At 58.0% G+C, this 24,404-nt stretch carries 35 protein-coding genes; 2 read left to right on the forward strand and 33 right to left on the reverse strand.

The window, feature by feature from the left end; all coding sequences use genetic code 11:
* Positions 1–86 precede the first annotated feature (86 nt).
* The 33 genes from rpsD to rpsL form a co-directional block, all read right to left on the reverse strand.
* On the reverse strand, positions 87–716 hold the full coding sequence (rpsD, locus tag OHL22_RS03640; protein WP_263333361.1) for a 30S ribosomal protein S4: 630 nt from the start codon (positions 714–716) through the stop codon (positions 87–89).
* 148 nt (positions 717–864) lie between these two features.
* Positions 865–1,284 carry a 30S ribosomal protein S11 gene (gene rpsK / locus OHL22_RS03645; protein ID WP_263333363.1) on the reverse strand — a complete coding sequence of 140 codons (420 nt, stop codon included), beginning with the start codon at positions 1,282–1,284 and terminating at the stop codon, positions 865–867.
* Entirely contained in the window at positions 1,284–1,667 is a 384-nt protein-coding gene (rpsM, locus tag OHL22_RS03650) for a 30S ribosomal protein S13 (protein ID WP_263333365.1), read from the reverse strand. Before rpsM ends, rpsK begins: the two co-directional genes overlap by 1 nt.
* Before the next feature lie 200 nt (positions 1,668–1,867).
* The gene (gene rpmJ / locus OHL22_RS03655) at positions 1,868–1,981 is read right to left on the reverse strand and encodes a 50S ribosomal protein L36 (RefSeq protein WP_020709038.1); all 114 of its coding nucleotides are present in this window, start codon (positions 1,979–1,981) and stop codon (positions 1,868–1,870) included.
* Between the two features lie 53 nt (positions 1,982–2,034).
* The gene (infA, locus tag OHL22_RS03660) at positions 2,035–2,253 is read right to left on the reverse strand and encodes a translation initiation factor IF-1 (protein ID WP_263333370.1); all 219 of its coding nucleotides are present in this window, start codon (positions 2,251–2,253) and stop codon (positions 2,035–2,037) included.
* A 45-nt stretch (positions 2,254–2,298) separates the two neighbouring features.
* The gene (map, locus tag OHL22_RS03665) at positions 2,299–3,051 is read right to left on the reverse strand and encodes a type I methionyl aminopeptidase (protein ID WP_263333372.1); all 753 of its coding nucleotides are present in this window, start codon (positions 3,049–3,051) and stop codon (positions 2,299–2,301) included.
* Positions 3,052–3,113: 62 nt separating this feature from the next.
* Positions 3,114–3,836: an adenylate kinase gene (locus OHL22_RS03670; protein ID WP_263333374.1), complete on the reverse strand. Its 723-nt coding sequence runs from the start codon at positions 3,834–3,836 to the stop codon at positions 3,114–3,116.
* Positions 3,836–5,227 carry a preprotein translocase subunit SecY gene (secY, locus tag OHL22_RS03675; RefSeq protein WP_263335406.1) on the reverse strand — a complete coding sequence of 464 codons (1,392 nt, stop codon included), beginning with the start codon at positions 5,225–5,227 and terminating at the stop codon, positions 3,836–3,838. The genes OHL22_RS03670 and secY overlap by 1 nt, the downstream gene beginning before the upstream one ends.
* A 166-nt stretch (positions 5,228–5,393) precedes the next feature.
* Positions 5,394–5,873 carry a 50S ribosomal protein L15 gene (gene rplO, locus OHL22_RS03680; RefSeq protein WP_263333376.1) on the reverse strand — a complete coding sequence of 160 codons (480 nt, stop codon included), beginning with the start codon at positions 5,871–5,873 and terminating at the stop codon, positions 5,394–5,396.
* A gap of 135 nt (positions 5,874–6,008) precedes the next feature.
* Entirely contained in the window at positions 6,009–6,194 is a 186-nt protein-coding gene (rpmD, locus tag OHL22_RS03685; RefSeq protein WP_263333378.1) for a 50S ribosomal protein L30, read from the reverse strand.
* Between the two features lie 2 nt (positions 6,195–6,196).
* Positions 6,197–6,703 carry a 30S ribosomal protein S5 gene (rpsE, locus tag OHL22_RS03690; protein ID WP_377819904.1) on the reverse strand — a complete coding sequence of 169 codons (507 nt, stop codon included), beginning with the start codon at positions 6,701–6,703 and terminating at the stop codon, positions 6,197–6,199.
* Positions 6,704–6,768: 65 nt separating this feature from the next.
* Complete coding sequence (gene rplR / locus OHL22_RS03695; protein WP_263333379.1) at positions 6,769–7,125, reverse strand: 50S ribosomal protein L18; 357 nt, start codon at positions 7,123–7,125, stop codon at positions 6,769–6,771.
* A 114-nt stretch (positions 7,126–7,239) separates the two neighbouring features.
* Positions 7,240–7,779, reverse strand: a complete 540-nt coding sequence (gene rplF, locus OHL22_RS03700) for a 50S ribosomal protein L6 (RefSeq protein WP_263333382.1) — start codon at positions 7,777–7,779, stop codon at positions 7,240–7,242.
* Positions 7,780–7,951: 172 nt separating this feature from the next.
* Positions 7,952–8,350 (reverse strand): 30S ribosomal protein S8, encoded by a 399-nt coding sequence (gene rpsH, locus OHL22_RS03705; protein WP_263333384.1) that lies wholly within the window; start codon positions 8,348–8,350, stop codon positions 7,952–7,954.
* Positions 8,351–8,525: 175 nt separating this feature from the next.
* Entirely contained in the window at positions 8,526–8,711 is a 186-nt protein-coding gene (locus OHL22_RS03710) for a type Z 30S ribosomal protein S14 (protein ID WP_263333386.1), read from the reverse strand.
* Positions 8,712–8,738: 27 nt separating this feature from the next.
* Positions 8,739–9,287 carry a 50S ribosomal protein L5 gene (gene rplE / locus OHL22_RS03715; protein ID WP_263333387.1) on the reverse strand — a complete coding sequence of 183 codons (549 nt, stop codon included), beginning with the start codon at positions 9,285–9,287 and terminating at the stop codon, positions 8,739–8,741.
* Between the two features lie 98 nt (positions 9,288–9,385).
* The gene (gene rplX, locus OHL22_RS03720) at positions 9,386–9,718 is read right to left on the reverse strand and encodes a 50S ribosomal protein L24 (RefSeq protein WP_263333389.1); all 333 of its coding nucleotides are present in this window, start codon (positions 9,716–9,718) and stop codon (positions 9,386–9,388) included.
* A gap of 65 nt (positions 9,719–9,783) precedes the next feature.
* On the reverse strand, positions 9,784–10,155 hold the full coding sequence (gene rplN / locus OHL22_RS03725; protein ID WP_263333391.1) for a 50S ribosomal protein L14: 372 nt from the start codon (positions 10,153–10,155) through the stop codon (positions 9,784–9,786).
* A gap of 67 nt (positions 10,156–10,222) precedes the next feature.
* On the reverse strand, positions 10,223–10,549 hold the full coding sequence (gene rpsQ / locus OHL22_RS03730; RefSeq protein ID WP_263333393.1) for a 30S ribosomal protein S17: 327 nt from the start codon (positions 10,547–10,549) through the stop codon (positions 10,223–10,225).
* 3 nt (positions 10,550–10,552) lie between these two features.
* Positions 10,553–10,819 (reverse strand): 50S ribosomal protein L29, encoded by a 267-nt coding sequence (gene rpmC / locus OHL22_RS03735; RefSeq protein WP_263333396.1) that lies wholly within the window; start codon positions 10,817–10,819, stop codon positions 10,553–10,555.
* 73 nt (positions 10,820–10,892) lie between these two features.
* On the reverse strand, positions 10,893–11,336 hold the full coding sequence (gene rplP / locus OHL22_RS03740; protein WP_263333399.1) for a 50S ribosomal protein L16: 444 nt from the start codon (positions 11,334–11,336) through the stop codon (positions 10,893–10,895).
* 48 nt (positions 11,337–11,384) lie between these two features.
* Positions 11,385–12,059 carry a 30S ribosomal protein S3 gene (gene rpsC / locus OHL22_RS03745; protein ID WP_263333401.1) on the reverse strand — a complete coding sequence of 225 codons (675 nt, stop codon included), beginning with the start codon at positions 12,057–12,059 and terminating at the stop codon, positions 11,385–11,387.
* A 50-nt stretch (positions 12,060–12,109) separates the two neighbouring features.
* Entirely contained in the window at positions 12,110–12,604 is a 495-nt protein-coding gene (rplV, locus tag OHL22_RS03750) for a 50S ribosomal protein L22 (RefSeq protein ID WP_263333403.1), read from the reverse strand.
* Between the two features lie 53 nt (positions 12,605–12,657).
* A complete protein-coding gene (gene rpsS / locus OHL22_RS03755) occupies positions 12,658–12,945 on the reverse strand; it encodes a 30S ribosomal protein S19 (protein WP_263333405.1) in 288 nt (95 codons plus the stop codon).
* A gap of 12 nt (positions 12,946–12,957) precedes the next feature.
* Positions 12,958–13,782: a 50S ribosomal protein L2 gene (gene rplB / locus OHL22_RS03760; RefSeq protein WP_263333407.1), complete on the reverse strand. Its 825-nt coding sequence runs from the start codon at positions 13,780–13,782 to the stop codon at positions 12,958–12,960.
* Between the two features lie 142 nt (positions 13,783–13,924).
* Positions 13,925–14,218 carry a 50S ribosomal protein L23 gene (locus tag OHL22_RS03765; RefSeq protein ID WP_263333409.1) on the reverse strand — a complete coding sequence of 98 codons (294 nt, stop codon included), beginning with the start codon at positions 14,216–14,218 and terminating at the stop codon, positions 13,925–13,927.
* Complete coding sequence (gene rplD, locus OHL22_RS03770) at positions 14,218–14,892, reverse strand: 50S ribosomal protein L4 (RefSeq protein WP_263333411.1); 675 nt, start codon at positions 14,890–14,892, stop codon at positions 14,218–14,220. Before rplD ends, OHL22_RS03765 begins: the two co-directional genes overlap by 1 nt.
* 77 nt (positions 14,893–14,969) lie before the next feature.
* The gene (gene rplC, locus OHL22_RS03775) at positions 14,970–15,698 is read right to left on the reverse strand and encodes a 50S ribosomal protein L3 (RefSeq protein ID WP_263333413.1); all 729 of its coding nucleotides are present in this window, start codon (positions 15,696–15,698) and stop codon (positions 14,970–14,972) included.
* 52 nt (positions 15,699–15,750) lie between these two features.
* On the reverse strand, positions 15,751–16,068 hold the full coding sequence (rpsJ, locus tag OHL22_RS03780; RefSeq protein WP_263333415.1) for a 30S ribosomal protein S10: 318 nt from the start codon (positions 16,066–16,068) through the stop codon (positions 15,751–15,753).
* Positions 16,069–16,187: 119 nt separating this feature from the next.
* The gene (tuf, locus tag OHL22_RS03785; RefSeq protein WP_263333417.1) at positions 16,188–17,366 is read right to left on the reverse strand and encodes an elongation factor Tu; all 1,179 of its coding nucleotides are present in this window, start codon (positions 17,364–17,366) and stop codon (positions 16,188–16,190) included.
* A 96-nt stretch (positions 17,367–17,462) separates the two neighbouring features.
* Positions 17,463–19,544 carry an elongation factor G gene (fusA, locus tag OHL22_RS03790; RefSeq protein ID WP_263333419.1) on the reverse strand — a complete coding sequence of 694 codons (2,082 nt, stop codon included), beginning with the start codon at positions 19,542–19,544 and terminating at the stop codon, positions 17,463–17,465.
* Positions 19,545–19,667: 123 nt separating this feature from the next.
* Positions 19,668–20,138 carry a 30S ribosomal protein S7 gene (gene rpsG, locus OHL22_RS03795; protein WP_263333421.1) on the reverse strand — a complete coding sequence of 157 codons (471 nt, stop codon included), beginning with the start codon at positions 20,136–20,138 and terminating at the stop codon, positions 19,668–19,670.
* Positions 20,139–20,191: 53 nt separating this feature from the next.
* Complete coding sequence (gene rpsL / locus OHL22_RS03800; protein WP_263333423.1) at positions 20,192–20,596, reverse strand: 30S ribosomal protein S12; 405 nt, start codon at positions 20,594–20,596, stop codon at positions 20,192–20,194.
* A gap of 634 nt (positions 20,597–21,230) precedes the next feature.
* On the opposite strand from rpsL, the gene OHL22_RS03805 reads away from it, so the two are divergent.
* Together OHL22_RS03805 and OHL22_RS03810 are read left to right on the forward strand one after the other, a co-directional pair.
* Positions 21,231–21,602 carry a PadR family transcriptional regulator gene (locus tag OHL22_RS03805; RefSeq protein WP_263333425.1) on the forward strand — a complete coding sequence of 124 codons (372 nt, stop codon included), beginning with the start codon at positions 21,231–21,233 and terminating at the stop codon, positions 21,600–21,602.
* Positions 21,599–24,313 carry an ABC transporter permease gene (locus OHL22_RS03810; RefSeq protein ID WP_263333427.1) on the forward strand — a complete coding sequence of 905 codons (2,715 nt, stop codon included), beginning with the start codon at positions 21,599–21,601 and terminating at the stop codon, positions 24,311–24,313. Before OHL22_RS03805 ends, OHL22_RS03810 begins: the two co-directional genes overlap by 4 nt.
* The last annotated feature ends 91 nt before the right edge of the window (positions 24,314–24,404 follow it).

The raw sequence follows: 24,404 nt of genomic DNA on the forward strand, positions 1-24,404 counted from the left end.
AGCGTGTTAGTCCGGGTGGTACTAGTGCGAGTGTGAAAGTGTGAGAAACAGCCGAATGGCTTTTCACACTTCACACTCACACTGGCTTACTTGCTATACAGTTCGACGATCAGCTGTTCGTTGACCGGGAGCTGAACTTCATCGCGCTTAGGCAGTGAGAGCACCTTACCCGAGAGGTTCTCATAATCGGGTTGGAGCCACGCTGGTGCATGGTTCTGCTGCGCGTAATCACGGGCACCTTCGACGATTACCAGTTTCTTCGAGCCTTCGCGGATGGCGATGGTGTCGCCAACCGAGACCTGATAGGAAGGAATATTGACCTTGCGGCCGTTCACTTCCACGTGGCCGTGGCGCACAACCTGGCGAGCCTGACGACGGCTGATGGCAAAACCCAGACGATAGGCAACGTTATCGAGGCGGCGCTCAAGCTGTTGGACGAGCAGTTCGCCGGTGACGCCGGTGGCGCGGCTGGCTTTCTCGTAGTACTCGCGGAACTGGGTCTCGAGGGTGAAGTAGATGCGCTTCGCCTTCTGCTTTTCGCGGAGCTGGAGGCCGTAGCCCACAACCTTGGCCTTACGGCTCTGGCCGTGCTGGCCGGGTGCGAAGTTGCGCTTTTCGATGGGGCACTTGTCTGAGAGGCACTTGTTGCCTTTCAGAAAGAGCTTGGTGCCTTCGCGGCGACAAAGGCGGCATACGGGGCCGGTATAACGTGCCATTCTTTCTCCTAAGTTCGGATGTCGATCGCTTTACACGCCGTGGCGCTTCGTCGCGATCCCTTGAAATTCAAGTGTGGAGTGCGAGTGTGAAGTGTGAAGTGTGAGAAGCGATCTTCACACTCCACACTTCACACTCACACCAGGTGTCTTACACGCGGCGGCGCTTGGGCGGACGGCAGCCGTTGTGCGGTACCGGCGTGACGTCACGGATCGAGCGAACATCAATGCCGGCGGCAGCCAGAGCGCGGATGGCCGATTCACGACCCGAGCCCGGGCCGGCGACGCGAACGTCGACAGCGCGCAGACCGTGATCGCGAGCGGCATTAGCGGCGTTCTGAGCAGCCTGCTGCGCCGCGAAGGGCGTGCCCTTACGCGAACCGCGGAAGCCGAGAGAGCCTGCGCTCTTCCAGCTCAGCGTGTTACCCATCGGATCCGTAATGGTCACGATGGTGTTGTTAAACGTGGCCTGAATGAAAACCAAACCTAGCGGCACATTCTTACGCTCACGCTTCTTGAACTTCTTGTTCTTGCCTGCCTTGCCTTGAGCGGCGCTTTGTTGCTTAGCCATTAGGTCTTGGTCGCTTTCTTCTTACCAGCAACGGTTGCCCGGCGGGGACCCTTGCGAGTGCGAGCGTTGGTGCGGGTGCGCTGGCCGTTCACAGGCAGCGAGCGCTTGTGGCGCGTTCCGCGATAGCTTTGGATATCCATCAGACGCTTGATGTGCATGCTGACATCTTTGCGAAGATCGCCTTCGACGCCGCCTTCATCTTCAATGACCTGACGGATGCGGTTGACCTCGTCCTCGTCCAGATTCTGGATGTGCTTGAAGGCATCCACATTCGCCTTCTCCAGAATCTTCAGAGCACGCGGATTACCGATTCCGTAGATGTACGTGAGCCCGATCCGCGCCTGTTTGTTGCGGGGCAGATCGACGCCAGCAATACGTGCCATGAGCTTCCTTCTCTGGTGCTACAGGTTGTGTGCCTCCGGCCTCTATCCGGTCCGCACGGTTAAGCGATGATTTTCCGGGGTTCAACGCAAGCCTTTTCGAACTTACTCAAAAGTTCCGGCTAACTAGCCCCTGAGATTCTGATGGACTTGGTTTCCCGTTGCCCAATCCCAGGAAAACATCGCAAGAATCAGAGCTGAACTTATCCCTGACGCTGCTTATGCTTTTGGTTTTCGCAGATCACACGCACCACCCCGCGGCGGTGAATGACCTTGCACTTGTCACAAATCTTCTTTACTGATGCACGAACCTTCATTGCTTCCGTTTCCCATCTCCGCGCCAGGCAAACCAGTGCGGGAAGTGTCAGATTTACTTGTAGCGGTACACGATCCGTCCGCGATTCAGGTCGTAGGGGCTAAGCTCAACCGCTACGCGATCACCGGGAAGGATGCGGATAAAGTTCTTTCGCATGCGCCCGGAGACGTGAGCCAGCACCTGATGCTCATTCTCCAGCTTGACCTTAAACATGGCATTGGGCAGGGTTTCAAGAACCACTGCCATCACCTCAATCGCGTCTTCCTTCGACAAGCCCTGTTCCGCTTCCGCCAGCTTCGATTACACCGGCCTGTTGTACTACTCGGTTAAAACCATCGCCCCGGTGGCAGTAACTGCAACCGTATGCTCAAAATGAGCGCTCATACTGCCATCTTCGGTCACTGCCGTCCAGCCGTCTTTCAGGACTTCGACGCCCGGCTTGCCGGCGTTGACCATCGGCTCGATGGCGATCACCATGCCTTCTTTCAATTTCATGCCACGGCCGCGCTCGCCGAAGTTGGGCACCTGCGGGTCTTCGTGCATCCGTGTCCCGATGCCGTGCCCGACAAAATCACGAACCACGGAAAAACCTTCTGCTTCGACCAGTTCCTGCACTGCCGCGCCAATGTCTCCCAGCGTCGCGCCGGGCTTGACCGTCTCGATCGCCGCCTTGAGTGAGGCCTGTGTCGCGTCCAGTAACCGGCGAGTCTTATCGTCGATTTTCTCGCCCACCGGAACAGTGATGGCCGCATCGCCATAGAATCCGTCGACAATCGCTCCGCAATCAATGGAGACGATATCGCCTTCTTTCAGCACGCGGCTCTTCGACGGGATGCCGTGGACCACTTCGCTGTTGACCGAGGTGCAAAGAACTGCGGGATAGCCGTGATAGCCCTTGAATGCCGCCTTGGCATTGAGCTTCTTTAGCAGTGCTTCGGCTGCATTCTCAAGGTCTTGAGTCGTGGCGCCAGGCTTAACCAGGTCGCGCACGTGATCGAGCACCTGACGGACAACCTTGCCCGCACGCCGCATGTGCTCAACTTCCCGCGCCGACTTGAGAATGACTGCCATTAAAAATCCTTCTACTCACACACCAACCCGCCGAGACAAACTGCTGCTTAGTGAGAATTCAACTAAGCCCGCAACCGCTCGACAGAAGACACAATACTGGCGGCCACTTCGGCCACCGGCTGATCCCCATTGACCTCAAAGAATCTGCCCTGCCCGCGATAGTGCTCAATCACAGGAGCCGTCAGTTTCTCGTAGGTTTCCATCCGCCCCGCAAAACACTCTTCTGTATCGTCGCTTCGTTGCTGCAGCGACGCACCTTCTAAATCACAGATACCCGGAACTTTGGGTGGATTGAGATAGATGTTGTAGATCGTTCCGCAGACAGGGCAGTTCCTGCGGCCCGCAATGCGCCGCAATAACTGAGTATAGTCGACTTGAATCCGAACCGCAACCACCGGAAGGCCGGCTGCGCCGGTCTGCTTTGCGAGATGGGCATCAAGCCAATCTGCCTGGGCAAGAGTGCGAGGAAATCCGTCGAGGATGAAGCCGCGAGCGCAATCGGGCAGCGTCAGCCGCACGGCAACCATCTGATTCACCAACTCATCGGTGACGAGCTGGCCTTTTTCCATGATCTCTTTCACCTGATGGCCCAGGTCGGTACCGCTTGCGGCGGTGGAACGGAGCAAATCGCCGGTGGAGATCTGCGGGATGCCCCAGAGTTTCATTAACTCTTTTGCTTGCGTTCCTTTACCTGCGCCAGGAGAACCCAGCAGGAGGATCGGACCGGGTACGACTTCGTGATGTGAGCTCATGTCGGCTGCCGGAGAAGAAACTGCCGAGGCCATTACCACGCCTTCCTTCCGCGTACGCGGCCGGAGCGCGGCGAGAAGCCGTCATAGTGACGCATGATGAGCTGCGACTCGACCTGATTTGCCGTATCCATGGCCACACCGACCACAATCAGCAGCGAGGTGCCGCCGAAGTAGAAGTTCAAACCCATGCCGTTGGTAATCCAGGTGGGCAGATGCTCGAACCAGCTACCGATCAGCCAAAGATGGTTCAGATGGAAACCAGAGATCAGGAAGGTCGGCACCAGCGAAATCAAGATCAGGTAGACGCCACCCACGAGCGTGATGCGGGTGAGGATGTCATTGATGTAGTCCGATGTGCGCTTGCCAGGGCGGATGCCGGGAATGAACGAGCCGGACTTGCGCATGTTGTCGGCAATGTCATCTGGGCGAAAGACAATCGAGATATAGAAGTAGGCGAAGAAGATGATCGACACTGCGAAGAGGACCAGATACCAGGGCTCGCCGGGCTGGAGATTCTGGAGGATGTTCGACAGAAGCTTATTGGATTGTACGAAGCCGACCTGACCGAAGAGCAGCGGAGCCGAGAGGATGGACGCCGCAAAGATGACCGGCATGACGCCACCGGAGTTGACCTTGAGCGGAAGGTGCGAGCTGACGCCACCCATCTGACGGCGGCCCACGATGCGCCGCGCCGATTGGATGGGGATGCGCCGCTCTGCGCGCTCTACATAAACGATGAAGGCGACCAGCGCGACCATGGCGGCCAGAAGGAGCAGTACCGCGATGCCGGTAAAGGCGCCCCAGGCATTGGTCTTGACCTTATCGGCGATGCCGGCGATGCCGCGGGGAATACCAACGATGATGCCGGTAAAGATGAGCAGGCTCATTCCGTTGCCGATACCGCGATCGGTGATCTGCTCACCCAGCCACATGATGAAAGCAGAGCCCGTCGTCAGGGTAATGACGGTGAGGATGATGAACCATGGGCCAGAGATCGATGGAATAACCATGCCCTGGCTGTTGAGGCCCCAGGCAATGGCAATTGACTGAAAGGCCGAGAGGACGACCGTTACATAGCGGGTCCACTGGGTGATCTTGCGGCGGCCAAGTTCTCCTTCTTTCTGGAGACGGGCCAGCGGCTCGTAGACCACGGTAAGGAGCTGGAAAATAATGGACGCCGTGATGTACGGCATAATACCGAGGGCGAAGATGGTGAACTTGCGCAGGTTGCCGCCGGTAAACATATCGAGCAGGCCGAGCGCGGAACCACCCTGGGTTTTAAAGAACTGGTTCAGCAGCGCGGAGTTAATGCCGGGCGTGGGGAGCTGCGCACCGAGGCGATAGATCGCCAACAAAGCTGCTGTGAAGAAAACCCGATTCCGCAGATCTTTGATGCGGAAGATATTCAGGAACTTATCGAAGATGGATGGCATAGCTGGTAATTCTGCTCCCCGCGGCGCTGATACCGGTGCTCGATTGCTCTTAAAGAAAACGATGCGTTCCCTGTCGAGCTGGCAGGGACCGCAAGTATCATCCTACGCTCGATTGGGGTGAGCTGTCTTCGTCCACCCCAACTGAAACGCACATGCCTTACTTTGCGGCAGCTGCCGGCTCACCGAGCGTGAGCGCCTTACCACCCGCCTTCTCGATCTTTTCCTGCGCGGACTTCGAGAATTTGTGGGCGGTGATGGTGATAGCGGTGGCAAGTTCGCCGTTGCCGAGGATCTTGACCAGCTCTTTCTTGCTGCTGACCAGACCGAGCTTTGGGTAGTCCTCGATGGCGATGGTGGTAACGTTCTTTTCTGCGGCGACCGAAGCAATACGGGTCAGGTTGATGACCGTGTACTCAGTGCGGAAGATGTTGTTGAAGCCGCGCTTGGGAAGGCGGCGATGCAGCGGCATCTGGCCGCCTTCAAATCCGCGCATGAGGCTCGAACCGGAACGGGAGCCCTGGCCCTTGTGGCCGCGGGTTGAGGTCTTGCCCATGCCAGAGCCCATACCGCGGCCAACACGCTTGCGCCCCGTGTTTGCCTTCTTGGGGGCGCGTAGATTAGATAGATTCTTTGCCATGATTTCCTCGCTCATGCGCCGGAGAGGAGATTCCCTCTACGACTCGCGTTCGTGGCAAGTGTGAGTGTGAGTGTGAAGTGTGAAAGGCGGAATCGCTGTCTTTCACACTTCACACTCACACTCTTACACTCGCTGTTAGTCGAGAATGCGGACCAGGTGCGGAACAGCTTTGACCATACCGCGGACCGATTCGTTGTCCACGCGCTCGACGATCTGGTTGAGCCGCGTGAAGCCCAGGCCCTTGATGACCAACTTGTGCTTGACCGGGGTGCAGATGGCCGAGCGGTAATACTGGATGCGGATCTTCTTTGCTTCGGTCATGATTAGAGCTCCTCGACCGCCTTGCCGCGCATGGTGGCAACTTCGTTCTTATCGCGAAGCTGCGTAAGCGCGTCAAAGGTAGCCTTGATGACATTGTGCGGATTGGCGGTACCGAGGCTCTTGGTCAGTACGTTCTGCACACCGGCCGAAGTCATGACCGCGCGAACCGCGCCGCCGGCGATGACACCGGTACCTTCGGGAGCCGGCTTGAGCAGAACCTGGCCGGAACCGTAGCGGCCGAGGACCTGATGTGGAATCGTGGTCTCGGTCAGATTGACCTTCACGAGGTTCTTCTTGGCCGACTCGATTCCCTTGCGGATCGCCTGGGGAACTTCCTTGGCCTTGCCCGAACCGTAGCCCACCACCCCGGCAGTGGCGTCGCCCACCACGACCAGCGCGGCAAACGACATGTTCTTACCGCCCTTGACCACCTTGGTCACGCGGTTGATCGCCACTACCTGATCATTGAGCTTGTACTGGTTGGCGTCGAGTTTCTTGATAAATGCCATTGCTCGTCCGTTTCCTTCTGAGGCTTTCGCCTCTTCAACCCTTCTGCGCAGTCAAGCTGCGCAGCTTAGAACTCCAGCCCTGCTTCGCGAGCCGCATCGGCCAGAGCCTTGATGCGTCCGTGATAGAGGTAACCGCCACGATCAAAGACCACCTTCTTTACGCCCTTAGCCAGCGCCAACTCGGCTACCTGCTTGCCAACTTCCTTGGCTGCCGCCACGTTGCCGCCGGTCTTGATCTTGGCGGCCATGGTGGAGGCCGAAGCCAGCGTGACACCGTTGGAGTCGTCGATCACCTGCGCGTAGATGTGGTTGAGCGAGCGGTACACATTGAGGCGCGGACGCTCGGTGGTGCCCGCCAGCTTCTCGCGTATGCGAGTATGAACCCGCTGGCGAATCAGATTTCGTTCTGTCTTTGCAATCATGATCGTCTCTTCCTATCAGCGGAGCGAACCTATCACCCCGTTCGGTTGTGATAATGCCAGTGTGGGTGTGGAGTGTGAAAGGTTTCTCACACTCGCACCTTCGCACTCACACTCTTACTTTGATCCCGACTTGCCAGCCTTCTTCTTCAGCTTCTCGCCGGTGTAGCGAACGCCCTTGTTCTTGTACGGATCGGGCTTGCGCAGCGAACGCATGTCGGCGGCTACCTGGCCAACCTTCTGACGGTCGATGCCACTGACGGTCAGATGAGTCTGCTTGGGATCGATAGCAACGTCGACTCCGGTGGGCAGCGGGAACTCGATCGGATGCGAGTAACCGAGGGTGAACACCACGGTGGTCTTACCCTTCATTTCAGCGCGGTAACCGATACCGACGATGTCGAGCTCTTTCGTCCAGCCCTGCGTAACGCCGTGGACCGCGTTGAATACGAGAGCGCGGGTCAGACCGTGGAAGGCAGCGGACTTGTCGTCATCGCGTGTAACGTTAAGAACACCATCGCCCTTCTCGAGCTTGATACCGGGAGCGATCAACGCCGAGACTTTGCCTTTAGGCCCTTCGACCAGAACCGTGTTGCCGTCCACCGTGTACTTCACATTTGCGGGAAGCGGAATCGGCTTCTTACCAATACGAGACATTGCTTCTTATCCTTTGCGGCTTGCGAGTCCTTCCGGGCGTGGCCCGCGAATTCCACTGCAGCCGAGAACAGCTCCTAGCTATTAGCCTCTAGCTCGTTCTCTTTAGCTGCTGCACTTCTGTCCCTCAGGACAAAGCTGGGAGCTAGCGGCTAAGAGCTAGAAGCGGTGGTAACTACCAGACTTCGCAGAGAATCTCGCCGCCGACGCCCTCACGGCGCGCTTGACGGCCGGTCATGACGCCCTTCGGGGTGGTCATGATGGAGATGCCCAATCCGCCCTGGACGCGCTTGATCTCATCACGGCCGATATATACACGGCAGCCGGGACGCGAAATGCGAGCCAGATCGCGGATGGCAGCTTCGGAACCGGAGCCGTACTTCAGGTACACGCGCAGGACGGCCTTACCTTCCTCTTCCTGAGTCTTGTAGTTCGAGATGTAACCCTCTTCCTTGAGGATGCGGGCGATCTCGGTCTTCAGCTTCGACGCTGGAACATCCAGCTTTTGGTGGCGGGCCCGGATCGCATTCCGGATGCGCGCTAGAAAATCTGCTACTGGGTCGGTCAGACTCATTCCTTCTCCTTCATCTCCCGTTCGCTCCGCTTATCCAGCAGAGAACCTGCGGAGATGGTTAAAACAGCTCTTAGCTTCTAGCTGCCAGCTTCTAGCTCGTTTTCAGCCACCGCGACTTTGTCGACTTCCGACCATTCGCTGAAAGCTAAGAGCTAGATGCTAGAAGCTCGTCTCTTTACCAGCTCGACTTCACCACACCTGGGATCTCTCCCTTGTGAGCCAGCGCGCGGAAGCACAGACGGCAGATACCGAACTTGCGCAGGAATGCACGCGGACGTCCGCAGAGCTGGCAGCGGTTGTGTTTGCGGCAGCTGAACTTCGGCTTGCGCGCATCCTTGACTCGTTTTGCAGTAGTTGCCATGTTTCCTCGTATCTCTCGTGCCCGGTTTTACGCGCCCTGGCGGAACGGAATGCCGAACTGCCGGAGAAGCGCACGCGCCGAGTTGTCATCGGTGGCCGAAGTCACGATGGTAATGTTCATGCCCTTCAGCTTCTCCACCTTCGAGTAATCGATCTCAGGGAAGATAAGCTGATCGCGCAGGCCGAGCGTGTAATTGCCGCGCCCGTCAAAGCTCTTGGTCGAAACGCCACGGAAGTCACGCACACGAGGCAGCGCGATAGAGATCAGGCGATCAAGAAACTCGTACATCGTGTCGTTGCGCAGTGTAACCATGGCGCCGATGGACATGCCGGCGCGCACTTTGAAGGCTGCAATCGACTTCTTGGCCTTGGTCGTCACCGGCTTCTGGCCGGTGATCTGTGCCAAATCCGCTACCAGCGGATCAAGCATCTTGGTGTTCTGCGTTGCTTCGCCGAGACCCATGTTTACGACGATCTTCTCGATGCGCGGAACCGCCATCACATTCTCGATTCCCAGCTCCTTTTGCAAGGAGGCGCGAATCTCGTTGTTGTATTTCTCTTTCAGCCGTGCTGCCATTTCGCTTCTCTCTTTCTTCCGGTCTTCGGAGTGGGCCCGATCTTTCGGCCTGGCCCGTTTACCGTTACGGAAGGTTTTCCGTTGTTACAAAAGCCTGCTTACTTCGACTTGGTCGGCAAAGCCGTGCCGCACTTCTTGCAAACACGTGTCTTGCTGTCACCCTCAACCTTGTAGCCCACGCGCGTCGGCTTGCCACAGCTTGCACAAACCAGCATGACGTTAGAGACGTTGAGCGGAGACTCCTGCTCGGCAATACCGCCCCTGGTATTCTGGCCGCTTTTCGAGCTGATCGTCTTCTTGACCACGCGGACGTGCTCAACCAGAATCTTTCCCTGATCGGGGAAGACGCGCAGTACGCGGCCACGCTTGCCAGCATCAGCGCCCGTGATGACCTCGACCGTGTCGTTGCGATGAATATTCAATCCAGCCATTTTCTTCTCACCTGCCGCGCCACTGCTGCGGCTCAAATTCAAATACCCTTGTGCTCCGACCTAAGTTAGATAACCTCGGGCGCGAGCGAAACAATCTTGAGGAACTTCTTTTCGCGCAGTTCGCGGGCAACTGGCCCGAAGACGCGCGTTCCAACTGGCTCACCAGCTTCATTGATCAACACGGCGGCATTCTCGTCGAAGCGGATGTAGGTTCCATCGCGGCGGCGCGACTCCTTGCGCGTGCGCACGATCACGGCCTTGACAACCTTGCCCTTTTTTACGGTGCCATCGGGTGAAGACTCTTTCACTGCGGCGGTTACAACATCGCCGAGGCCGGCGTCGCGACCCGCGCCACCGCCCAGGGGAAGGATCACCTGCAGCTTGCGCGCGCCGGAGTTATCGGCTACCGCGAGCATTGTTCTCATCTGTACTGCCATATGCTTAACTCTCCTTCCCTCGATCCGGCAGCGCGCCAACCGGGCACTGCACGGACGTCAAATGCAACTAGACAGCCTGTTCGGCAACGTCTTCTGCCTGGCTCAGGTTCGAGCGGCGAACAATCTCTTCAAGAGACCAGCGCTTCAGCTTGCTCAGCGGACGCGTTTCGCGGATGCGAACTACATCGCCAACGCGTGCCGAATTCTGCTCATCATGCGCGTAGAACTTCTTCGAACTCTTCACGATACGCTTGTACTTCGGGTGCGCCTTGCGCATCTCGACTTCGACGACGATGGTCTTCTGCATCTTGGTCGAGACCACGTTGCCGACCTTTTCATTGCGGCGCGATGCGGCTTCTGCTGCCGGCGCCTGCGTAGCTTCTGTAGCGGCCATGATTTACTTGGCCTCCTTCTTGGACTTCTTTGCCTTCTTGATCGGCGCAGCTGAAACCGCGACAGCTTCCGCACCGCGAATGTTGAGTGAGCGCTCGCGAGCGACTGTCTTGATGCGCGCGATATCCTTGCGCAGCTCACGCAACTTCTTCACACCGTCGTTCTGCCCCAGCTTGGCCTGGAAGCGAATGCGGAAAAGCTGCTCGGAGGCCTTTGCGCCTTCCACCTTCAGCTCTTCATCGCTCCAGTTGCGAATCTTCGTCAGTTCCATCACATTTCTCCGGGTGAGCTGTTGGCTCTCTCCCATTTCCCTCACGCCCGAGGGCGTGCGTTCCTTTGCAGCCTTACTCTGCGGCTTCAGCCACTGCAGCCTTTACGATTGCCGGGCGCTGCACAAACTTGGTCTTGAGCGGCAGCTTGTTTGCCGCCAGACGCATCGCTTCCTGCGCGATCTCCGGAGCAACGCCTTCCATCTCGAAGAGGATCTTGCCAGGGCGAACCACAGCGACCCAGTGGTCAAGCGCACCCTTGCCGGATCCCATTCGGACTTCAGCCGGCTTCTTGGTTATCGGCTTGTCCGGGAACAGGCGCAGCCACACCTTGCCGCCGCGTTTGATGAAACGAGTCATCGCGATACGGCTGGCTTCGATCTGGCGGTCGGTGATGTAACCACACTCGAGCACCTTCAATCCATATTCGCCAAAGCTCAGCGTCGAGCCACGCCATGCCTTACCACGGCGCTTACCCTTCTGCTGCTTGCGAAACTTAACTTTCTTCGGCATCAACATAGCGAAATCCTCAAACTTAGCTGCCGGCCGCTATAGCCGGCGCAATCCTTAGCTCTGAAAAACCGATGCGCCAATTTGCTGCGGCTGGCGACGCTTCTGCTCGTAGATATCGCCACGATAGATCCAGGTCTTGACGCCGATCACACCGTAGGTGGTGCGGGCTTCGCTGAATCCGTAGTCGATATCGGCGCGCAGCGTGTGCAGCGGCAGACGGCCCTGGAGATACCACTCAGAACGCGCGATTTCGTTGCCGTTCAAGCGGCCTGACACACGCACCTTGATACCCTTGCAGCCGAAGCGGAGGGCCGAGTCCACGCTCTTGCGCATGGCGCGGCGAAAGCCGACGCGCTTCTCAAGCTGCAGGGCGATGTTCTCGGAGACAAGCTGGGCATCGAGCTCCGGCTTGTTGACCTCGAGAATGTCGATGAAGACATCCCTGCCGGTGCGCTTAGCCAGCTCACCCTTGAGCTTTTCAATCTCCGCGCCCTTACGGCCGATAATGATGCCCGGACGCGCGGTGCGGATAATGAAGCGCAGCTTGTTGCCGGGACGCTCGATCTCAACCGAGCTGACGCCAGCGGCCTTGAGCTTGTCTTTCAGCTCGGCCTTCAGCTTCACATCCTCGACCAGAAGCTTCGAGTAATCGCGCGCTCCAAACCAGCGCGAGCGCCACGGCTTATTTACGCCAAGCCGGAATCCATACGGGTGGACTTTCTGTCCCATGCTTCCCTCTCAAATCCTTTACTGCAAAACCCTGTTACTTGAAACCTGAACTAAGCTGCTGCCTTCTTCTTGCTGGCAGGCTTCTTCGCCGTGGACTTGGCTGCGGACTTCTTGGCAGCCTTCTTAGCGGCTTTCTTCGCCGGAGCAGCATCTTCGGCACGGGTCACCAGCGACGGGTTCCCTTCGCGTTCAGCCACCGAAACGATGATGTGCGTGAGGCGGCGCTGGTAGCGGAAAGCCCGGCCCATAGGGGCAGGACGGATACGCTTCATACGCGGTCCCTCGTTGGCGATTGCCTTCTTGACGTAGAGGTTGTCCACATCAAGATCGAGGCCCTTTTCATCCGACAAGTGCTTTGCGTTGTCCAAAGCCGAAGTCAAAACCTTGTGGATCACCGGAGCGATCCGCTTCTTTGTAAAGGCAACCGTCTCCAGTGCCTCCTGGACTCCACGGCCCTTAATCAGATCCAGCACCAGACGCGCCTTCTGCGGCGACACCCGCTGAAACCTCGCTTCGGCCCGAAATTCTTGTGTCTCGACTGCCATCTCTAACCTTCCTGAGCAGGACTCGCCTATGACAAGTCCCTAATTCCTATTCCTTACCGAGCCTTCGCGCCTGATTCGGCTGCCTTCTGCGTATGCCCCTTGAAGGTGCGCGTCGGCGAAAACTCGCCAAACTTGTGGCCAACCATGTTCTCTGTCACGTAGACAGGAATGAACTTTTTGCCGTTGTGAACGGCAACCGTATGACCGACAAACTCGGGGAAGATCGTCGAGCGCCGTGACCAGGTCTTGATGACCTTCTTGTCGTTGGCGGCGTTGAGCACTTCCACCTTTGCTATCAAATGTGCATCTACAAAAGGACCTTTTTTCGTCGAACGTGCCATCGAAATCTCCTGTTACTTCGCCCGGCGGCTGACGATGAATGCGTCGGTCCGCTTGTTGTTACGCGTCTTGTAGCCGCGAGTCGGCTGGCCCCACGGGGTTACCGGATGGCGTCCGCCCGAAGTCTTACCTTCGCCACCGCCGTGCGGATGGTCGACCGGGTTCATCGTGACGCCGCGGTTCGTAGGACGAATGCCCTTCCAGCGATTACGGCCCGCCTTACCGATCGCCACGTTCTCGTGATCGGTGTTACCAACCTGGCCAATTGTCGCCATGCAGTCCACCAGCACCTTGCGAGTTTCGCCGGAAGGCAGCTTGAGCAGCGCGTAGTCGCCTTCCTTTGCCACAAGCTGAGCCTGCGCGCCGGCCGAACGAGCCATCTGCGCACCCTTACCCGGACGGAGCTCGATGTTGTGTACCGTTGTACCAGCCGGAATGTTTTTGAGCGGCAACGCATTGCCAATCAAAATGTCTGCATCCGGGCCGCTCATAATCTTCATGCCGACCTTGAGACCAACTGGCTGGATGATGTAACGCTTCTCGCCATCCACGTAATGAATGAGCGCAATACGCGACGAGCGATTGGGATCGTACTCGATAGTCGCTACGGTTCCGGGCACGCCATACTTATCCCGCTTGAAATCGATCAGGCGAATCTGCTTTTTGTGACCGCCGCCGTGATGGCGCATCGTCAGATCGCCGGAGTTACGGCGTCCGCCCGTGCGCTTGCGCGTCACCAGCAGTGGCTTATGCGGCTCATTGGTCGTAATGTCATCCGTCGTCAGCGTCGTCTGAAACCGCAGCGTCGGAGTTATCGGCCTGTATGTCTTGATTGCCATCTTCTGTTTCCTTCGAGGGACTTGCCCGCCAAGCGCTCACTTCTCATGCCCGGCTAAGCTACCCACGTTTCTCCGGAGCCCAACTTTCACTCCGATATGTACTGCCACTTCCTTCGAGCTACCCGCCCCGGAACTCGGGAACTTAGTAGTTGGCTACGTATTCCGGCATCTTCTCGCCGTCTTTCAGGCGAACGTAAGCCTTCTTCCAATCCGGCCTGAAGCCGGCAAACTTGCCCCGGCGCCGCTCTTTGCCCAGCACATTTGCCGTGCGAACCGCAGCGACCTTGACCTTAAACAGCGCCTCAACAGCCTGCTTGACTTCTGTCTTGCTGGCGTTGGGAGCTACGTCAAAAACCAGTGTCCCTTCGGTCTCCTTCACAGCAAGACCCTTTTCCGTAATCAGGGGGCGGCGAATCACTTCATAGAGAGTCGGCATTACGCCACCTCCTTCTGCGCGAGCTTGCGCTTCGATACGGTCTTGATCAGCGACTCACCCAAGGTCTCAATCGCAGCCTTCGAGAAGATGGCCCGGTCGTTGCGCAGCAGATCGTAGGGGTGAACCTCGCCGTTGAGCATCAGCTCAACCTTGTCGAGATTGCGAACACCGAGGAACAACGCCTGCGAGAGCGACTTGCTGTGCTCAACGATCAGCGTCGTGCGATCTGCACCGAGCTTGTCGAGAGCCGAACGATAGAGCTTGGTCTTCGCTTCCTTGAGCTCCAGCGAATCGACAACCGTTAGCTTGCCGTCGGCCAGCTTGGCCGCGAGAGCGGAGCGCAGAGCGCCCAGCAGCTTCTTGCGCGGGAAAGCATATTCGTAGCTGCGCGGCTGAGGTCCGTGAACCGTGCCGCCATGACGCCACAGTGGCGAACGCACTGAGCCGATACGCGCCCGGCCTGTGCCCTTCTGCTTCCACAGCTTCTTGCCCGAACCTGCAACCAGCTTACGGTTCTTCGTCGCGTGGGTACCCTGGCGCAGCGCGGCGCGATAATGCTTAACCGCTTCCCACAGGAGAGCTTCGTTGACCGTGTCGGCGCCGAATACTTCGTCGGCTAGCTCGACCGTGCCCACTTTCTCTCCGTTCAGATTAACTACATCCACGTTTGCCATCGTCTTCTTCTTCCGGGCTGTTCGCCCAACCAACTCTGGGCTCACAGCCCCGTGAAACTCATCTCAGACTTGCTGAGTTACTTCTTCTTACCTGCGGAAGCCTTCTTCGAAGCCTTTAGAGGATCAACCGTACCGGAGCCGGCAAATCCACGGCGCTCGCGCGGCGGAGCCTTGGCCTTCGAGATCAGCACATATCCATCGCGAGGACCAGGAACTGCGCCCTCAACCATCAGGAGATTCTCTTCCGTGTCGATGCCGCGGATGCGCAGGTTGCGCACCGTCACCTGATCGACGCCGAAGTGGCCAGGCATACGCTGCCCCGGGAATACACGGGACGGGAAGCTCGATGCACCGATTGAGCCCTGCACCTGGAACATATGTCCGTGCGACTTGGGACCACCGCCAAAGTTGTGGCGGCGAACAACACCCGCAAAACCACGGCCCTTTGAGGTACCAATCACATCGACAAACTTTTCGTCGGCGAAGATATCCACCAGAACCCGGTCGCCAGCCTTCACATCACCGTTGCCGTCGGTTCCAGCTTCCAACGAAACCTCACGGATTTCCTTCACCGGAGGCGCGTCGCTTTTGGCAAAATGGCCAGCCAGCGGCTTGGTCACACGTGACGCCTTGACAAACTCGATCAGGCCGATCTGGGCCGCATCATATCCATCGCCGAGCACAGTCTTGAGCTGCGTCACAACGCAGGGGCCTGCCTGCAGAACGGTGATCGGGTGCACTTCGCCCTTCTCGTCGAAGACCTGCGTCATGCCGATCTTTTTACCTAAAATTCCAGTTACTGGCATATTTCCCTTCCCTCATCATGCCTACAATCAGAGGCACTGCCGGAGTTGCGGCTTACTTTTCGAAAGCCTTGATTTCTACGTCCACACCTGCCGGAAGATCAAGCTTCATCAGCGCGTCCACCGTTTGCTGCGTGGGCTCGAGGATGTCGATCAACCGTTTATGCGTGCGGATCTCGAACGACTCTCGCGACTTCTTGTCGACGTGCGGCGAACGCAGCACGCAGTACTTGTTCTTCACCGTCGGCAGCGGGATAGGTCCAGCTACCTGAGCTCCGGTACGCTTCGCGGTCTCCACAATCTCGCCCGTCGAAGTATCCAGCACTCGGTAGTCGTACGCCTTAAGCCGAATTCGAATTCTCTGTCCTACCATCTGCTTCAATCTTTCCCGCGGCGGGCTTTACGCTCTGCCTCTTCCGCGATACCATTCGAACTTCTCTGGCTAAGGAGCAGGTTTGTTATTCCCTGCCCCTTGCCCCTATTCCCTGCTCATTACGCGATGATCTCGCTGATGGCGCCGGCGCCTACGGTGCGGCCGCCTTCGCGAATGGCGAAGCGCAGGCCCTTTTCCATGGCCACTGGCGTGTGCAGCTCGATCTCCAGCTGGATGTTGTCCCCAGGCATCACCATTTCGGTTCCAGCGGGCAGCTTTGCAGTCCCCGTGACGTCTGTGGTCCGGAAGTAGAACTGGGGACGGTAGCCGTTGAAGAACGGCGTGTGACGGCCGCCCTCTTCCTTCGACAACACGTAAACTTCGCCCTTGAACTTGGTGTGCGGCGTGATCGAGCCGGTCTTCGCCAGAACCATGCCGCGCTCCACGTCTTCCTTCGGAATACCGCGCAGCAGCAGTCCTGCATTGTCGCCAGCCAGACCTTCGTCCAGCTGTTTCTTGAACATTTCAACGCCCGTCACTACCGTCTTGCGCGTCTCGCGGAAGCCCACGATCTCGACTTCCTCGCCTACCTTGACCTTGCCGCGCTCGATACGGCCGGTCACCACGGTGCCGCGGCCGGAGATCGAGAAGATGTCTTCGATCGGCATCAGGAACGGCAGATCCACCATGCGGTCAGGCTGCGGAACGTTCTTGTCCACCGCATCCATCAGCTCGTCGATCTTCGCTTCCCACTGCGCTTCGCCATTCAGCGCGCCCAGGGCCGATCCGCGGATTACCGGAACGTCGTCGCCGGGGAACTGGTACTTCGACAGAAGCTCGCGCACTTCCATCTCCACCAGGTCGATCAGCTCCGCATCCTCTACCGCGTCGCACTTGTTCAGGAACACNGGCACACCCACCTGACGGGCCAGGAGCACGTGCTCCTTGGTCTGGGGCATCGGGCCATCGGTCGCCGCTACGACGAGAATTGCGCCATCCATCTGCGCCGCGCCGGTGATCATGTTCTTGATGTAGTCGGCGTGGCCGGGGCAGTCGACGTGGGCATAGTGACGGTTCGCCGTCTCATACTCTACGTGCGCCGTGGCGATCGTGATACCGCGCTCGCGCTCTTCCGGTGCGTTGTCGATCGTGTCAAACGAACGGAACTGGATCTTCGGGTTGTGCTTCGACAACACCTTCGTGATCGCCGCCGTCAACGTCGTCTTGCCGTGATCGATATGCCCAATCGTCCCCACATTCACATGCGGCTTCGAACGATCAAATTTCTCCTTCGCCATGTCCCTTATCCTCGAATTCCCTTGCGGGGTTCGTACTACTTTTCACTCTCGGGGCGCCGGCGTTCCGGCTCCAGCCCCCTGAAACTTTGCCTAAACCTACTTGCCCTGCGCGCGGCCGATAATCTCGTCGGCGATCATGCGCGGCGCTTCTTCATAGCGCGCAAACTGCATCGAGTACGACGCACGGCCCTGTGTCGACGAGCGGATATCGTTCACATATCCGAACATTTCCTTGAGCGGCACTATCGCTTTGACCAGCTGCGAACCTGCTGCATGCTCGAGCGACTCGATACGTCCGCGGCGCGAGTTAATATCGCCGATGATCGTGCCGACGAACTCTTCAGGCACCGTAACCTCGACTGCCATCACCGGCTCAAGCAGCACAGGGCTGGCCTTGCGCGCAGCTTCCTTGAAGGCCATCGAACCGGCGATCTTGTACGCCATTTCGTTCGAGTCGACATCGTGGTAGCTGCCGTCATAGAGCGTCACCATCACATCGACCATCGGATAGCCCGCGAGAACGCCGCCTTCCATCGCCTCGCGAATACCCTGATCGATAGGCTTGATGTATTCCTTCGGAATCGAGCCGCCCTTGATGTCGTTGATGAACTCGTAGCCCTTACCTGGCTCGTTCGGAGCCATTCGAATCTTGCAATGGCCGTAGTTACCCGAACCGCCGGTCTGACGAATGTACTTGCCTTCCGCGTCGGACTCTTTGCGGATCGTCTCACGGAACGCAACCTTAGGCTCACCGACGTTCGCTTCCACACGATGCTCGCGCTTCATGCGGTCGACGATGATTTCAAGATGCAACTCGCCCATGCCCGAGATGATGGTCTGACCCGAATCCTCGTCCGTGCGAACCTTGAAGGTTGGATCCTCATCTGAAAGCTTGCTCAGCGCAATACCCATTTTCTCCTGATCAGCCTTCGTCTTCGGCTCGATCGCTACCGAGATAACAGGCTCAGGGAAGGTAATTGCCGAAAGCGCAATCGGAGAAGACGGCGCGCAGAGCGTGTCGCCGGTCTTCAGCTCCTTCAGGCCCACGCATGCGCAGATGTCGCCTGCCATGATCTCCGTGATGTCTTCACGCTTGTTGGCGTGCATCTTCACGAGACGCCCAACCCGCTCCGTCTTGCCGGTACGCGGATTCAGAATCGTATCGCCAGTCTTCAGTACGCCCGAATAAACGCGGATGAAACCCAGCTTGCCAAAGGGATCATTGATCAGCTTGAAGCCCAACGCCGAAAATGGCTCGCTGTCGTCAGAATGCCGGATAAAAATTTCTTCAGGATTCGCCGGATTCAAACCCTCAATCGGAGGAATATCCAGCGGGCTAGGCAGATAATCGACCACCGCATCGAGCAGCGTCTGGACGCCTTTGTTCTTGAAGGCCGATCCGCAGATCACTGGAAAGAGCTTCAGGCCAAGCACAGCGTTGCGCAGTCCCTTCTTGAGCTCCGCCACTGTCGGCATCTCGCCCTCAAGGAACTTCTCAAGAATGTTGTCGTCCGTCTCGGCGACGAGCTCGATGAGCTGCATACGGAAGGCTTCCGCCTTCTTCACCAGATCAGCCGGAATCTCTTCGACCGAATACTTCGCGCCCATGGTCTCGTCATGCCACAGAATCGCCTTCTGCTCAATCAGATCAACTACGCCCTTAAAGCCGGCTTCCGCACCGATCGGAATCTGGATCGCAACAGGACGCGCACCGAGGCGCTTGCGAATCGAGTCAAGAACAGCCTCAAAATCCGCGCCATTTTTATCCATCTTGTTCACGAAGCATATACGGGGGACGCGATACTTGTCGCCCTGACGCCATACCGTCTCGGTCTGCGGCTGGACGCCAGATACGGAGTCGAAAAGAGCCACCGCACCATCAAGCACGCGCAGCGAGCGCTCCACTTCGGCCGTGAAGTCCACGTGGCCAGGCGTATCGATAATGTTGATGCGGATATCTTTCCAGGTGCAGGTCGTTGCAGCAGAGGTGATCGTGATGCCACGCTCCTGCTCCTGCTCCATATAGTCCATGGTCGCGGTGCCTTCGTGCACCTCGCCAATACGGTGCGTGATGCCCGTATAGAAGAGGATGCGCTCCGTGCAGGTCGTCTTTCCGGCGTCAATGTGCGCCATGATTCCGATGTTCCGGCAACGTTGTAACGGTACTGTGCGAGCCACGATAATTCTTCCTGCGAACCTTACGTTCGCCGTTTCCTTGCTACTTCCGGCATACGGCGAAGTCCATATGAACTTCGCCCTCCCTAATCCCAACCTGCGGCCACTTATGCGGCCGCTACGCAACTACCAGCGATAGTGAGCGAAAGCCTTGTTGGCCTCGGCCATGCGGTGCACGTCTTCCTTCTTTTTCATCGCCGCGCCGCGACCATTGGCCGCGTCCAGCAGCTCGTTCGTCAGCTTGTCGATCATGCCCTTTTCGCCACGGGCGCGACCGTAGGTGATCAGCCAGCGGATCGCCAACGAAGTACGGCGCTCCGGGTTCACCTCAATCGGCACCTGATAGTTCGCACCACCCACGCGGCGGGACTTGACCTCAAGCAACGGCTTGCAATTTTCAACCGCGCGCTTGAAGAGCTTCAGCGCCTCGTCACCACCACGCTGCTCCAGGTTGGTCATCGCGGTGTAGAAGATGCCCTGCGCCGTCGACTTCTTTCCATCCCACATGAGTGAGTTCACGAACTTGGTAACCAGCGTCGAACCATACACCGGGTCTGGCGCTACTTCCCGCTTGGCAATGTGACCTTTTCTCGGCATTCCTAAATTCCTTTAGCCCTTTCAGGCTTTCCATCCAAAGTCGTTAACGGCGACTACTTCTTGCCGCCCTTGGCCGGGGCCGCTCCGCCCTTGCCGCGCTTCGCTCCATACTTGGAACGGCTCTGCGTACGCTTCGCGACGCCGACCGAGTCAAGCGTGCCGCGCACTACGTGATAACGCACACCCGGCAGATCCTTCACACGGCCGCCGCGGATGAGCACGATCGAGTGCTCCTGCAGGTTATGGCCCTCGCCCGGGATATAGCTGGTGACTTCAATGCCATTTGTCAGGCGGACACGGGCAACCTTGCGCAGCGCCGAGTTCGGCTTCTTGGGGGTCTGCGTATACACGCGCGTGCAAACTCCACGCCGCTGCGGCGAAGCCTGCAGTGCCGGTGAGGCCGTCTTATACCGTGGCGCCGTGCGCCCCTTGCGAACCAATTGGTTGAATGTAGGCAAACCGCAACTCCTTGCAACCGCCGCCGGATTTCCCGGCAAATCTTCTAAATCCCACAGAAGCGCGCAGCACATTCGGCTCTTTGCACGCGCGGCACCCATCAGGGCGCAACCCAAGCGCAAGCCCGTATTTGCTGCTTCGCGTCTGCTTTCGTACCAATCCAGACGAAAATTGGGACGGTGACCGAGCGTTTCCCTAAGAAAGCCGATTCCGTTTCCGCAATTTCGGCCTGCATAGTCCTCCAAGGTGGAGGGTGTCGCAGGCACCGTAGCGACAAGTCCCAGCCCGCACAAGAAGCGAGCAACTTCAGGACTGATTTGGAGGAGCCGTTAGACCCTATCCATGCGGATCCTTCCTTCTCGCCTGCCTCAACTACTTCAAAAGGCTCTACTATCGGGCTGGAAGTCCGCTCCGTGACGCCGGTGGGTTCATCACACACGCAGCCCCACTCTTGTGGAACCTTTTAAAGATAACAAGAACCGGGCAAGAGGTCAACGGTCCGCGGCTTTGGTTGTCCCGCACGACCGAGATTTTTATGCAAAAGGATCATTCTCCCAGTTTTCCTGTCCGACAGAAAGCCCACTAGAGGATTTGCAGTAGACAATCTACAGGCATAGATGTAGATTGTCTACTGCCATGGCGAAACAATCGGGACGCTATCAGAACCGGATCGAGCTGCTGCAGGGCACGCTCGACATGCTTATTCTTCAATCACTCCAGTGGGGAGCTCAGCACGGTTACGGGATCGCCCAGGCGATCCGGTTAAAGTCGTCGGAGCTTCTTCAGGTCGAGACTGGCTCGCTTTACCCTGCATTGCACCGGTTGGAGCGCCAGGGATGGGTTTCATCCGAATGGAAGCTGACGGAGAGTCGCCAGAGGGCGAAGTTTTACCAGATCACGGTTCTCGGCAAGCAACAGCTGGCCTTCGACCGGGCGAAATGGGAGAGCATGGTCCGCGCCATCGCATCGGTGATGGAGAGTCCTGAGCCGGAAGGCGGCGCCGCATGAGCGACGAAGGCAGAAGAGCCCGTTGGACCTGGCAGCGGCGGAAAGAAGATCTGTGCGAAGAGCTCGAAGCCCATCTGCGACTCGCAATCGCAGACCGCGTTGCAAGGGGAGAGAACCCAGAGGAGGCTCGCGCCGCCGCTCTGAAAGAAATGGGCAATCTGCCGCTAATCGCGGACGTAACGCGCCGGCAATGGGGATGGGAGTGGGCCGAAAGTCTTTGGCAGGATCTGCGCTATGCGATGCGTCAGTTGCGCAAGAGTCCCGGATACACGATGACCGCGCTGCTTACTCTGACGCTTGCGATTGGGGCGAACACGGCCATCTTTGGACTGATGTATGCGCTGCTGCTGCGAAGCCTGCCTGTCTACCGGCCTGATCAGTTAGTTCAGGTCGAGCTAAAGATTGGCCCTGCGAACTCCTCTCGTAAGCCGAACGACAGAATATCCGGCGGCGAATACGATGTACTGAATGGCAGTCAACATGTCTTTCAAGGCATGTGCGGATGGTTACCCTGGCCGTCCGATCTGCATGATCGCGGCAACACAATACCGATTCCCACGGCTCGCGTCACCGGTGGCTGTTTCGAGATGCTGGGCGTACACGCAGCTCTAGGACGACTCTTGACAGCAGCGGACGACCGGCCTGGCGGAGGCCCCGAGGGTTATCCTGCCGTTCTGGGCTACGACTACTGGCGCACCCGCTTCGGAGCTGACCCACATGTGTTGGGCCATGTGCTCAACATTCACACCGGCTTTTCAGGAATCGAAACAAAATGCGTAGTTGTAGGAGTGATGGAGCCCGGCTTTCAGAGTGTGAATGTTGAGGAGCGCCCCTGGGTCTATCTTCCTTCTGATATCTCGACGAAAAACGGGCGGCACGGCTTCGGCTCCTTCAGCATGACTTTGCTGGCGCGGCTCAGGCCTCGCATCTCACCGGCCGCAGCGCAGGCACAGATCGATCCACTGTTTGGTGCAAAGCTCAAGACCGAGAAGTTCCAATACGCCACGAGCGACAACGGAAGTATCCAGCAAACCTCCGAAGCGCATCTCCTGGTAGTTCCAGCCAAGACAGGCTTTTCTGACTTGCGAGAGAATTATGCGAAACCCCTCTATCTGATTGAAGGCATGGTCGGCCTATCGATGTTGGTGGCCTGCGCTTTCCTCGCCACGCTCGCTTCGACACGAGCACTGGCAAGGAGGCGAGAGCTGGCGCTGCGCATCGCACTCGGCGCGAGTCGCATACGCGTCATCCGGCAGCTCTGCTGCGAGAGCCTGTTGCTTGCCACAGGAGGCAGCCTCCTCGGTATTTTCTTCGCATGGATCTCTGAACAACTCCTGCTTGACCTCATCGCCACGCCAGGCAGCGAACCGCCAGCGCTTAGCGTCACTCCCGACACGGTTGTGCTGCTCTTCACAGTGGGCCTCTCGGTGCTAACGGTTTTCCTTGCTGGAGTTGGCCCCGCATGGCGCGCGACGCGAATTGATCCAACCTCCGATATCAAGGCTGGAGAATCGTACGTGCTCAGCCGCAGGGGTTCGAACCTGGGCTCACTATTGATTCCCATCCAGATCGGCTTTTCGCTCACCATCCTTGTTATCGCCGCCCTTATGTCTTCCACGGTGGCACGTCTGCTGGCGGTCGATCCAGGATTTCGCACCAGCGGCGTCACTTTTTTCAGCGCGGACTTTTCTCCGCGCGCGAAAGGCTATAGCGCACCTCTGCCACTGGTGCTGAGTCTGCTTGATCGGATTCGTCAATTTCCGGGTGTGGAGTCAGTCAGCGTCTCGCAGGCGCACCAACTTCAGAGCTTTTATTATGTGCAGTCAGCCAAGACAATAGCGTCCACAGGAGAGAAGCGCGAAGATCCCATGATTCCTGCTCTCTCTGTCGGGCCTGGCTATTTCCAGACACTTGGCATTCCGCTCATCGCAGGTCGCGATTTCACAAGCGAAGATAGGAATACGAACGCTCAGGTCTGCATCCTGAGCCGCACAGCGGCTAATTTTTTCTTTCCGGACAAACACGCGCTGGGAGCCACACTGCTCATACCGGATGGCCACAAAGAAGTGCAGGTTCAAGTGATTGGCATCACCGGAGACACTCTGTACCAGGACTTTCGCGATCACCCGCGGCGCATTCTGTACCAGCCCTATCTTTCGGGTGAAACCTGGAACCCCATTGGACAGATCGCCGTTCGCTCAGCCAACACCGCTGCGGCCGTTGAAGCAGTACGCACCAGCTTTCGAGAGCTTGCGCCGGAGGTAGCGCTCGACAATCCCGAAACAATCTCGGAACTCGTCGGTCACTCGATGAGCCGCGAAAGACTGTTAGCCGTGCTCTCCAGCTTCTTTGCTGTGCTTACGCTTGGCCTCACCGCTATCGGCCTCTATGGGCTGCTTAGCTATGCAGTCATACGGCGCAGACCTGAGATAGGCGTGCGCATGGCTCTCGGCGCGTCGCCGGCCGGTGTGGTTCGCATGATTGTGCGCGATGCTTCGCGACTGGTGCTGCCGGGGATCCTACTGGGCGCTTTGGGAGCGTGGGCTTCTACGCGGCTGCTGGGCAATCTTCTCTTTGGGATCAAACCGCTCGATCCAGCTGCCTGCGCTGCGAGCGTCCTGCTGCTTGCCGCGGCGGTGACGCTGGCTTGCGTTCTGCCGGCAAAGCGGGCGGCCAGCGTACAGCCGATGGAAGCGCTGCGCCGAGAGTAGCAATGCGCAACACCATCCGTTCCAGGGACACTTCAGAAAGTGTCACAAGTGCCCGTTTTCTGACGAATGCGCCTGCCTAGGATCAATCTTC

Source organism: Acidicapsa dinghuensis, assembly GCF_025685685.1.
GTDB classification, from domain to species: domain Bacteria; phylum Acidobacteriota; class Terriglobia; order Terriglobales; family Acidobacteriaceae; genus Acidicapsa; species Acidicapsa dinghuensis.